The organism is Campylobacter sp. 2018MI13 (assembly GCF_018501135.1).
Lineage (GTDB): Bacteria > Campylobacterota > Campylobacteria > Campylobacterales > Campylobacteraceae > Campylobacter_E.
Genome location: NZ_JAHCZC010000010.1, coordinates 21,495 through 32,865, shown reverse-complemented (window position 1 = coordinate 32,865; position 11,371 = coordinate 21,495). Strand labels below are relative to the sequence as shown.

Genomic DNA, 11,371 nt, shown 5'->3' with positions numbered 1-11,371 from the left:
GAGCTGGTAGGGATGCTGGGGATCGGAGATTGTTATAAGAGTATTCTATAAAAGCAAAGAGAATGATAAGGGTGGAGGTGTAGTTTTGTTTCAAGCAAGAGACGGCATACGAGGTCTAATACGGTCTCGTGGGCTAGGAAATGTATATAAGAGACAGACATAATTAGGATATGAGTTTTTATGTTGGGGGGGGGGTAGTGTTTTTGCAAATGTTTTTTACTCTGCTAAATCAAGTATTTGTTTTATAGCTCACTTAATTAAGAATTTTAAATTATTTAGCTAAATTTAAAGAAAACAATAAAAACATAAAGCTATTAATTACCATTATCGTAATAGCAATATATTTAATTATTAGGTAATTTTGCAAATAGATTAAAAGTATAAATATTAGCTTTTAAAATAAAGCTTATATTCTTTAAAACAATTTATTTTTATAAGATTTTGCTATGTATTGATTAAACATTTCATCATTTTTTTCACTCTCAAGCTTTTCTTCAATACTAGGCTCTACGCTATTAAATCCATCAATACAATTTTTATAAGTAAAATCCATAATATCTTTCATTTCATTTGTTTCATAATATTTAATTAATTTTTCTTTAAACTCGCTAATAAGCTCAACAGGTATATTTACTAAACCTGCTCCATTTTCAATCAAAATTCTATTAGCACATAAAATAGCTGTTCTTTTATTACCATCAATAAAAATTTGTCTTCTCATTAGATATAACATTAATGTTATTGCTCTTTGTGTGGCGTTTGTGATTTTTTGTATTTCGTTTAATTCTTCTATAACTTCTTCCTTATGTGGCATTTTAGGTTTGTAAGTTGTTCCGCCAATAGCCACATCAAATTGCCTTATGTAGCCTGATTGATAGATTAAATTTGCACCTATAGTCTTGTTCATTTTACAAATATAAGCAAAATCAACTTCAGGATAACTTATAGTATCAAAAAGAACATACCAAGCGTATTTAAGGTTGTTAATAGTTATAATATCATCCACCTTTAAGCTACTTATATTTACACCGTTATAAATGGCTTCTACTTGTGGAAAAGTTACATTAATTCCCTCAAGTCTCGCACTTTTATAGATATTATCTACGATATTTCTTTTTGCTAAACATATGTTGTATTCTAAGCTCATATGAAATTTATTTTTCATATTTATTAATCCCTTTTTTAATTTATATAATTTTATTTTAATACATTCATCTTTTTATTTTTATAACCTAGAAATTTATTATATTCAAGACAATAATATTTAATACAAATAGTTAAAGTAAGATAAAATATTTTTTTATTTGCAGTAATTAGTATTATATTTTGTTTTTAGTTTAAGCTTTTAAAATTAATATTTTTATTAATAATATTTTAAATATTTTTTATATGGACAGAATTTTGACAACTCATATGCTATAATGCGAAAAATTACAAGAAAGGAGAATAAATGAAAGCTATATTTTCTCTTATGGGGGGGGGATTTTACAAAAACTAAAATCACTTAACTTCATTAATTTTATTCAAAACTTCTCATTTACATTCAAAGGAACTTAGCAATGTTAGATAATTTTCCATGCACTGCATGTGGCTTATGCTGCAAAAGTATTAACGGAGTAAAAGAACTAGAAGAATTTAATTTAAATGGTGTTTGTATACACCTAGCAGATGATAATACATGCAGGACTTATGAAAATCGTCCTATGGTTTGTAGGGTTGATGAATATTACGAAAGGTTTCTTAAAAAGTATATGAGTAAGGCTAAATATTACAACGAGAATATAAAAGTCTGCAATGCTTTACAAGATAAATTTAAAGTAGATAAAAAATATAAAATTAATTTAATTAAGGAGATTTAAAATGCCAATTCCTTTTATTTTAGGTGGTATAGCAGTAGCAGCAGGTGCTTTTGGAGCAAAAAAAGCTTATGATGGACATTGCGATAAAAAAGAAGCTGAGAATATAAATTCTAAAGCGCAAGGTATTTTTGATGATGCTAAAAGTAAATTAGAAAAATCAAGAGACCAAGCAAATAAAGCTTTAGAAAATTTAGGTTTAGCAAAAATACATATTCACGAGCATTCTTTTAGTGAATTTATTGATATATATTCACAGATTAAAAACATTGAAGAGAGTGATTTTTCACAAGATGATTTGAGTTTTGATATTAAAGAATTTATTGCATTTACTAAAGAAAGTGTTATTAGTTTTGCAGAGCTTGCAGGCGGTGGTATAGCTTCTCTTGGAGCTGGTGTTTTAGCTGGGGTTGGAGCTTATGGAAGTGTTGGACTTCTTGCAAGTGCATCTACAGGCACAGCGATAGTAAGTCTTAGTGGTGCAGCAGCAACTAATGCAACCTTAGCTTGGCTAGGTGGTGGAAGTTTAGCTGCAGGTGGATTTGGTATGGCAGGTGGAATGGCTGTGCTTGGTGGCATTGTTGCAGCACCTGTGTTAGCATTAGGTGGATTTTTATACTCAAAAGCAGGCGAAAAAGCACTAGATGATGCTAGAAGCAATCTTGCAAAAGCAAATGTTGCAAAAGAAGAAATGGATACAGCAAGAATAGCAACTAACTCAATATCAACTATCGTTAATGAAGCTATTAGAGAAATAGAAAAACTTGATGTTTTACTTGTAAAAGACTTAGCTAAGTTTAGAGCAATGGTTGAAGGTAATAATGATTATTCTACATATTCAAATGGCGAAAAATCGTTTATGAAATACATTGTAAATATTGTAAAAATAATGAGTGGAATTTGTAAAGTGAATGTGTTGAGTAAAGATGGCAAGATTGCAAGTGAGTTTAAAGCTGCTATTTTAAGTTCTCAAGAGTTCGCAGCAAGCATTATGAATAAATAAATTTTTAGGTGGCTTTTGCCACCTTTTTTAAAGGAGTAAAAATGACGCAAAATTTATTTTTTGATGAGCTAATGCAAGAATTAGGAAATCAAACTTCAGCTAAATTAGGACATAATATTTTTAAAGGTAATTCTTTTGGTGCAGTTGTAGCTAGAGCTATGGCTACTAGCAGTGTTCAAGAAGGCATACGATCTTATGGAAAAAACCCAAAAGGTTTTGGCCATAATTATGAAAATCAACAAGTAGGAGAATTAAACGCAGAATTTGCATATGAAAACAGCAAAAATCACGCTTTAACAACTGATACGATAGCAGAGATTGTTCAAGGCGTATGTGCTAAAGAAGTTATAAAAAATCTAGGTACAAACGCAAGTGTTGATGAAATTAAAAATCACTTAAATAAAAAAGGTTTAAACGGAGATGCTTTTGTTAGCAATTATTTAAATCCAGATGCTTTAAAAAATAACACGATTGCAAAAAAACTAGAAGCACTTTCAACTAAAAATAATAATCTTTATACAAACTATAGCGAAAAAGAAATGCTAAAAATAGCTAAAAATAAAGATTTGGTAAATTATAAATTTAACGATACACAAAACGACATCATCATACTTAATGAAAATGGTAAAGTAATTGAAGGTTATCAGCTAAAAGCTACAACAGCAAGTGTATATGATGAGCAGTTTAAAAAATACGAAAAGCTGATGGTAGATAGCTCAACTTATGAAAGATGGGTAAGTGAAAAAGAAAAATTAAAAAACGAAATTAATTCAGATGATTTTTATAAAAAACCAGAAGATGTTCAAGAGAAAATAAAAGAACAATTTAAAATAGCAAAAGCAATGGTAGGTGATGATGGTATAGAAGGTAAAGTAGTTTGTGCAGGGCATAAAGTAGACGCTGGATATACAAATCTAAGTGCAACTAGACTTGGTGAGATTAAGGTAAGTAAAAAAAATTTAACAACTTTACAAGAAGTAAAATCTTTAAAATTAAGCAAGAGTGAATATAAAACATACTTAAATGAGTGTGATAATATAATAAATAATTCAAACAATGAAGATGAAATAAATATCGCAAAACAAACTAAAAAAATATTAGAAAATAAAAGTAAAACAGCCATATTGGTAGTAGATAAAATAGTAAATATAGAAAAAAGAGAATTAAATGAAGATACTTTAAAATACTTACAAGATAATTTAAAAGAAGGTGTAATAAGCAAAGAAGTAAAAACAGCCTATACAAAAGAATGTGATGAAAAAATCAGTGAAATTAAAGAAAAGCTAGAATTAGATAAAAACAATGATGAATTAAAAAAAGAACTTCAAAAATACAAAGATATTAAAAATGCTGTTTTAAACAATACTGATAGCAATACTGCATTAAATACAACTATAAAAGAACAAATCAAAGAAAGCGGAGTTCATATTGCAAAGACTACACTAAGCGATATAACCATAATGGTTTTAAGCAATTTAAGTGCTGAAATAGTTAAAGAATGCAAAGATGAATTTTATTATAACCATCATGAAGATTTAAAAGTGAGGGTAAGTAGAATTTTAAAATCTTGCCAACAAGTAATGATTAATTCAGGGATAAAAGGCTCATTTTATGGTGCTATTGATGTAGTAATTAGCATTGCTAGTCAATTTTGCACACAAATTGGTGGTCAAATAGTTTATTGTTGGAGTAAAATTAGAGATGGTTTTAAAATAGTTTATAACTCAATTATTGATTTTATAACCGGCAAAATCAAAAGTGTAAAAGAAGTATTAAGAAATTCTTTAAAAGCTATTTTTGCAATGATTATGGCAATGTATTCAGCTATACTTGATGCTAAACTAACAGCAGTATTAACACCTATATTTGGAGCCTTTAGCTCAATTATAGCAAGTATTATTTCTATTTTAATATGTGCTTTTAGTGTAGTTGTTTTTGCAAGAAGCTTAGATATGGCTATTAATGCTTTTTCTATTATTTGTGCAAAGGCAAAAATGGCTAAAGCAAGAAGAGAAGAAATAGAAGCTTTATATCAAGAAATAATGCCAAAAATGATAGAAAATAGACTTCATTTAGAAAGCTTTACAAATGAATATATAAGTAATCTAAAAGATATTAGCGAGCTAAGTTTTGCTGATATTAGCAGTGCTATGGCTAATAATGATTACGCAAAAGCTGATGAAGCTTTGATAAAACTTGCAAGTGCTTATGGAGTGAATGATTTGTTTGTAAGCCAAAAAGAATTTGATGATTTTATGTTAAGTGATGAGCCGCTTAAATTATAATTTAAAGGAGATTTTATGAAAAAATATAAACCGACTACAAAAGAAGAATTGCAAGAACTAGTAAGAGATGAGAGTATTTATCTAGGCGATATTGATACGAGCCTTATCACCGATATGAGTGAGCTTTTTTATAATAGCTTAAGAGCTGATTTTAATGGTATAAATGAGTGGAATACTAGCAATGTAAAAGATATGAACTCTATGTTTTATGGTTGTAGTAATTTCAATCAAGCTTTAGTATTTGATACTTCAAATGTAACCGATATGAGTGATATGTTTAAATGGTGTAGTAATTTTAATAAACCTATTGCCTTTGATACTTCTAGTGTAAGAGATATGAGAAATATGTTTTCTTTTTGCAGTAATTTCAATCAAGTTTTAAATCTCAATACTAGCAATGTTGAATATATGGATTCTATGTTTGAAGGTTGCAGTAATTTCAATCAAGTTTTAAATCTCAATACTAGCAATGTTGAGAGTATGAGCTCTATGTTTGAGGGTTGCGAAAAACTAAATCAAGTTTTTGATTTTGATATAAGCAATATGTATAACGATGAAGAAATATTTGTTGATGGTCTAAAAAGCATATTTAAAGGTTGTTATGAAATGAATTCAAGCTTTTTTGAAAAGTTTGAGATAAATGAATTGCTTGAATATTTTTATGATTGTGAACCTGCTATGAAGCTTGTTTTAAATCACTTTAAAAACAAGGAAGTAATAAATCGTAAATTTAAGCCTACAAGCAAAGAAAAACTAAAAAGATTGGTTTATTCTAATGTGCTTAGCCTTGATGAAGTTGATACGAGTTTGATTACCGATATGAGTGGGCTTTTTGAAGATAGCCTTAGAAAGGATTTTTCTGGGATAAATACTTGGGATACAAGCAAAGTAACCGATATGAGCTCAATGTTTTATGAATGTGATAATTTCAACTCTCCTTTATGGTTTGATACCAAAAATGTAACAAATATGAGTAGTATGTTTTATGAATGCAAGAATTTTAATCAATATCTTAGCTTTAATACTAGCAATGTAACAAATATGAGTGGTATGTTTTTTGGTTGTAGTAGTTTTGATAAAACACTTAAATTTGACACTAGCAATGTAACAAATATGAGTTCAATGTTTAGCAGGTGTAAAAATTTCAACCAACCTGTAAATTTTGATACTAGTAAAGTAACCGATATGAGTGAAATGTTTAACGAATGTAAAAATTTCAACCAGCCTGTAAATTTTGATACTAGTAAGGTAATCAATATGAATGCAATGTTTGCTGAATGTAAGCAATTTAATCAGCCTTTGAGTTTTGATACAAGAAATGTAATTGATATGTGCAATATGTTTATATATTGTAAAAACTTTAATCAAAAGCTTGATTTTGACAGCAGCAAAGTAACTGATATGGAAGATATGTTTGAAGGTTGCGAGAGTTTGGAGCAATTACCTGAGTTTTACAAGTAATTTTATAAATAAAACTAAGAATAAGCCTAAGAATTTGAATTAGGAATTTTAAATGAAATTCCTATTTTAAATTCCAACAAATTCGCTGTATTTTAAGGATTAAAATAAAAGCTTTAATTCTTATTTTAAATTCTTTTTTTATATGGACACAATCACGACTTTGCTTTTGCTAAGATAAGCAAAACTTAAAAAGGAGTTTATATGTGGCTTTTAGGACTTTTGTTTATTTTAGCTTTGCTTTTATTTTGGCTTAGGAGTTTTTAGGCTTTTGCTTTTGATTTTTATAGGGCTTATTATACTTGCAATTATTGGCAAGATTATTGAATTAATATTTAAGGATTAGAGATGAAAAAATATAAACCAACTACAAAAGAAGAATTACAAGAACTAGTAAGAGATGAGAGTGTTTATCTAGGCGATATTGATACGAGCTTTATAACCGATATGAGTGAACTTTTTGCTTGGAGTAATAGAAAAGACTTCAGTGGTATAAACGAATGGGATACTAGCAATGTAACTAATATGAGTGGTATGTTTAATGATTGCAAGAACTTCAATCAAGCTTTAACATTTGATACTTCTAATGTAACTAATATGAATAATATGTTTAGTGGTTGCGAAAATTTTAATCAAAGCTTAGATTTTAATACCTTAAAAGTAAAAGATATGAGCTCTATGTTTTTTAAGTGTGAAAGCTTTAATCAATCTATAAGCTTTAACACTAAAAAAGTAATCAATTTTGAGCAAATGTTTTATGGTTGTAAAAACTTCAAACAAAAAGTAAATTTTGATATGAGTAGTGCTATTTATACTGAGTGTATGTTTGATGATGAGTATATACACGAGCTACCTTGCGTAAATCACTCATCATTTAGAAAGCTTATCCTAGCTATAAAAAGGCTTTGTGTAGGTGATTTAGAATGTATTGCAGTTTTGTACCCAAAACAAGCTTTAGGATTTTTTAAGATAGTAATGGGAATTTATAATCGCTTTAACTCTACACGCTTATTTTTCAAAAATATAAAAAGAAAAAACTCAAATAATCAAAAGCAATACAAGCCAAAAAACAAAAAACAACTAGAAAAGATATTATATGATGATAGTGTTTATTTAGGAGACATTAATACAAGTCTTATTACAGATATGAGCTATCTTTTTCTAGGTATTTTTAGGGATGATTTTAGTGGTATAGAAAAGTGGGATACAAGCAATGTAGTTAATATGGATAGTGTGTTTTATAATTGTATGTTTTTTAACAAAAAGTTAGAGTGGAATACAAGTAAAGTAACTAATATGAATAATATGTTTGAAGGTTGCATAAACTTTAATCAAGCAATTGAGTTTGATATGACAAATGTAAAGCATATGAATAATATGTTTAAAGATTGTATCAATTTGCATCCTAAAAATCTAAAAAGTTTCAGTAAAGATGAGATTATTGAAAACTTTTATTATTTAGCAAAACTTCCAAAGTTTATTGCTAAAAATAAGTGGGTAGATATGAAAAATGGCAAATTTAAACCAAAAAACAAAGCTGAGTTAAGGGCATTAGTTTATACTGATGATATTAAACTAGATAAGATTGATACAAGTTTAATCACAGATATGAGTTATTTATTTACTATATTTGATAGTAAAAGGACAAATTTTAGCGGAATAAATACTTGGGATACAAGTAAGGTAACTAATATGAACAATATGTTTGCAGGTTGTAAGAGTTTAGAACATTTGCCGGAGTTTTATAAGAAATTTTGTGAAGAAAACGAATAAGTCTAAGAATTTCAAATGGGAGTTTCAAATGAAATTCCTTTTTTTAAATTCCAAAAAAATTCGCTGCATTTTAAAGAATAATTGTAAAGTTATAAATCAAAATTTGTATTTTAAATTTATTAAAATCTTTTTATATAGACATAATCAGGATTTTACTTTTGCTAAGATATACGAAATTAAAAAGGAGTTTATATGTGGATTTTAGGACTTTTATTTATCTTAGCTTTACTTTTATTTTTTGGCTTAGGTGTTTTTAGACTTTTACTTGTAGTTTTTATATTCTTAATTTTTTTAGCAATTATTGCAAAGGTTGTAGAGTTGTTATTTAAGGATTAAATTCTTAGCAATTAATTTATAATAAAAGAGCTAAAATATTTTGATTTAAATCGCCAAAAAATTAGCGATTTAAATTCTTAAAAATTATGCTCAATCTCCATCAAATCACATCTATCATTATCACAAGTATCAGCGTGATTAGGATTTAGTATATGTCCATTTCCTCGTCTAAAATCACCACCACCAGTACAATCAAATTGATTTAAATATTCTTCAAATATATTATCTCTATTACCAGCTAAACCAATTAAGCTAATGGCTTGTATGTTGTATCTATTATTAGCAGATAGGTTTCTTAACAAAGTACGCTCATCTTGTGTAGGTGCTATAAAGCTTGTAAAATCTTCTTCGCTTATATTTTGAGCATTTGTTGGGATTACTACTGCTCCGTTGTTTGTAATGATGATAGGAACTGCGTGTGCTCTGCCGTTATCTAAACTCATTAATGCAATATACAAAGAACCAGCAGGAGAATTTAAAATACCCCTTAATTGAGATCTTAAATTATCTTGAGTTGTGATAGTGCTAAGACTCCATTCTTGTCTTGGCAAAATACTGCTAGTTAAAGCCCAAATCGCCCTAATACCCCTTGAATATAGTCCTTCACCTAAAGCCAATTGTTGTCCCCATAACTCAAGTGCTTCACCCATTAAATTATACATCGCAGGGTTTCTTCTAGCAAATGTAGTAAATGGAGATACATTGTCCATATAATCAAATAAATATCCAGTAGAACTATAATTTAATATAGGACTATGTGGATATACTTGAGTTAGTAAAGAAACTATTTCATAAGTATGTAGCATACAAATTCCACAAATCCCACTAGCATCAGTGCTGCTATCAGTAGTCCTTGCAATGCTTAATAATCGTGCTTTCCAATTTGCTTGTAAAGGGTTAAAATTAGCTAAGCTATTTGATATAACTTCTCGTTTTGTTCTTCTTTCTGCACCACAATGGCTAGAGAAAAGCCCTAAATTTCTTGCGTTAAAATTCCTTAATTCATAAACGCTAAAGTCAAATGATAATTTACCATCTAATAAAACGCTAGGAGATAAATGGGTTTTATAATAATTTATATCACTTATAAATAATTTTCCTAATTCACTGCCCCTTGAAACATCTAAAATATTTTTATTAATATCTAATATATAAGAATTTTCAAATAAATTTAAATTCCAATAAAATCTATTTTCAAATCCGTAAAAATTACATTTAGAAAACTTTAAAAAACTAGCGTCTTGATTGCTAAGATTAGTTTCAAGGCACTCAAAAGTCCCACTGCTAGGGTTAAAAAGAGCTATTTTACCACTTGTAATATCGTAATAAAAATTAAATGGTGTTTTTGAAGCTCCATTTTTTGTAATATAAAATAGTTCTAATTTATTATTTGATTTTGAACGAAAATATATAGAAGTTTTAAGAGCGTAATTAATAGGCGGTGGAACTGCTTGTAGCCACTGCTTCATTTCGTCATTATCTATGGTTATTTTATTGGCGTTTTTGTTTTTTGTAGCTAGTAAATTATACTCGCTTTCTTTTACTTCTACATCAATGTAAGCTGGTAAGCTAAAGGTATCTTTTATGCTAAACCATTGAGATTTATCGTTTAAAACACAAGGCTTTAATTCAAAGAAATCTTGTTTGGTTTGTCCACTTTTAAACCTATCGCTAAGACTTGCACATAGCCAATTGTCTTTATATTTAAAAGCAAGTCTTTTGTATAAATCATATCTCGTATCTACTGCTTGTTTACAATCTAGCATACCGATTATGACCCTATCATGCACTTGTCTTGGAGCTAGACAAAAAGTTTTATTATCGTGAGCTTTTATGATTAAATGCTTATCTTGTATTGTGTTGGCTGGAGTTTGCGGGACGCTATTTGCAAATATTGTAGAAAGGTAAAATAATATTAATATAAGTTTTTTCATAATTTCCCCCTTAAGATTTGTGATTATATTAATTTATAATAATATTTATTCTAAATTTCAAATATTTTTTAATAGTTGTGAAAATTAAGGAGCAAAAATGAGTGATAATAATGCTAAAAAAAGATATTTTGCTATCAAAAATAGCATAGAATTTAAAAAACAAGAAGAATTAAATTCTAACTATGAAGATATTTTAAAGGCTTATGAAAAAGAGCTTGACGAAGCGATTTTGAAAGTTGTTAATAAGTATAAATTTAGTGAAATTTTAAGCAGTAAAATGCCAAATTACCACAAAATAACAAAATCTATAATCTACAAAGCAGAAAGCGAAAATGAAAAAAAGGGCAGATTATATGAATTAAAAATTAAAAAATATTACGAAGAGCAAGGCTACAAGGTCTTTCCACACGGCTTTATAAATGGTAAAAACGATGGCGGGATAGATTTGGTTTGTTATAAAGAAAATGAGTGTGTATTAATTCAGTGCAAAAATCACAAAAGCCAAATAGGTCAAGATTTGTTAAGGAAATTTTTAGGTGATTGCGCTGTTTTTGTTAGTGAGAATGAAAAAATGCTTAAAAATAAAACTATTAAAAAAGTTTTTATAAGTTCAAGTGAGCCAAGAGCAAGTGCCGAGCATTATTTAAATAATTATAAGGATTTAATAGAGTATTTAAATATTGAAGAATAGTATGAAAATTACAAAATAGTTTTAGGTGTTATTTT

9 protein-coding genes are annotated in these 11,371 nt (G+C 28.2%); 7 read left to right on the top strand and 2 right to left on the bottom strand.

Annotation, left to right across the window (positions count from 1 at the left end):
- Positions 1–415: 415 nt before the first annotated feature.
- A complete protein-coding gene (locus KJQ99_RS02040; RefSeq protein WP_214149858.1) occupies positions 416–1,165 on the bottom strand; it encodes a Fic family protein in 750 nt (249 codons plus the stop codon).
- A gap of 394 nt (positions 1,166–1,559) precedes the next feature.
- Between KJQ99_RS02040 and KJQ99_RS02035 the strand changes: the two genes are divergently transcribed.
- The 6 genes from KJQ99_RS02035 (at position 1,560) to KJQ99_RS02010 (ending at position 8,711) form a co-directional block, all read left to right on the top strand.
- Entirely contained in the window at positions 1,560–1,859 is a 300-nt protein-coding gene (locus KJQ99_RS02035) for a YkgJ family cysteine cluster protein (RefSeq protein WP_214149857.1), read from the top strand.
- Between the two features lies 1 nt (position 1,860).
- On the top strand, positions 1,861–2,859 hold the full coding sequence (locus KJQ99_RS02030; protein WP_214149856.1) for a hypothetical protein: 999 nt from the start codon (positions 1,861–1,863) through the stop codon (positions 2,857–2,859).
- A 41-nt stretch (positions 2,860–2,900) separates the two neighbouring features.
- Positions 2,901–5,144, top strand: a complete 2,244-nt coding sequence (locus tag KJQ99_RS02025; RefSeq protein ID WP_214149855.1) for a hypothetical protein — start codon at positions 2,901–2,903, stop codon at positions 5,142–5,144.
- A gap of 15 nt (positions 5,145–5,159) precedes the next feature.
- The gene (locus KJQ99_RS02020; protein WP_214149854.1) at positions 5,160–6,605 is read left to right on the top strand and encodes a BspA family leucine-rich repeat surface protein; all 1,446 of its coding nucleotides are present in this window, start codon (positions 5,160–5,162) and stop codon (positions 6,603–6,605) included.
- 345 nt (positions 6,606–6,950) lie between these two features.
- Positions 6,951–8,375, top strand: a complete 1,425-nt coding sequence (locus KJQ99_RS02015; protein WP_214149853.1) for a BspA family leucine-rich repeat surface protein — start codon at positions 6,951–6,953, stop codon at positions 8,373–8,375.
- 192 nt (positions 8,376–8,567) lie between these two features.
- Positions 8,568–8,711: a hypothetical protein gene (locus tag KJQ99_RS02010; RefSeq protein ID WP_214117680.1), complete on the top strand. Its 144-nt coding sequence runs from the start codon at positions 8,568–8,570 to the stop codon at positions 8,709–8,711.
- Positions 8,712–8,788: 77 nt separating this feature from the next.
- On the opposite strand, the gene KJQ99_RS02005 is transcribed toward KJQ99_RS02010, so the two are convergent.
- Positions 8,789–10,645: a DUF1561 family protein gene (locus tag KJQ99_RS02005; RefSeq protein ID WP_214149852.1), complete on the bottom strand. Its 1,857-nt coding sequence runs from the start codon at positions 10,643–10,645 to the stop codon at positions 8,789–8,791.
- 97 nt (positions 10,646–10,742) lie between these two features.
- Between KJQ99_RS02005 and KJQ99_RS02000 the strand changes: the two genes are divergently transcribed.
- On the top strand, positions 10,743–11,336 hold the full coding sequence (locus KJQ99_RS02000; RefSeq protein WP_214149851.1) for a restriction endonuclease: 594 nt from the start codon (positions 10,743–10,745) through the stop codon (positions 11,334–11,336).
- Positions 11,337–11,371: the final 35 nt, after the last annotated feature.

Excerpts from the sequence above, each read along its gene's own strand:
- KJQ99_RS02000 (WP_214149851.1), top strand. The coding sequence starts at position 10,743 with ATGAGTGATAATAATGCTAAAAAAAGATATTTTGCTATCAAAAATAGC.
- KJQ99_RS02005 (WP_214149852.1), bottom strand. The coding sequence starts at position 10,645 with ATGAAAAAACTTATATTAATATTATTTTACCTTTCTACAATATTTGCA.
- KJQ99_RS02025 (WP_214149855.1), top strand. The coding sequence starts at position 2,901 with ATGACGCAAAATTTATTTTTTGATGAGCTAATGCAAGAATTAGGAAAT.
- KJQ99_RS02010 (WP_214117680.1), top strand. The coding sequence starts at position 8,568 with ATGTGGATTTTAGGACTTTTATTTATCTTAGCTTTACTTTTATTTTTT.
- KJQ99_RS02030 (WP_214149856.1), top strand. The coding sequence starts at position 1,861 with ATGCCAATTCCTTTTATTTTAGGTGGTATAGCAGTAGCAGCAGGTGCT.
- KJQ99_RS02020 (WP_214149854.1), top strand. The coding sequence starts at position 5,160 with ATGAAAAAATATAAACCGACTACAAAAGAAGAATTGCAAGAACTAGTA.
- KJQ99_RS02015 (WP_214149853.1), top strand. The coding sequence starts at position 6,951 with ATGAAAAAATATAAACCAACTACAAAAGAAGAATTACAAGAACTAGTA.
- KJQ99_RS02040 (WP_214149858.1), bottom strand. The coding sequence starts at position 1,165 with ATGAAAAATAAATTTCATATGAGCTTAGAATACAACATATGTTTAGCA.
- KJQ99_RS02035 (WP_214149857.1), top strand. The coding sequence starts at position 1,560 with ATGTTAGATAATTTTCCATGCACTGCATGTGGCTTATGCTGCAAAAGT.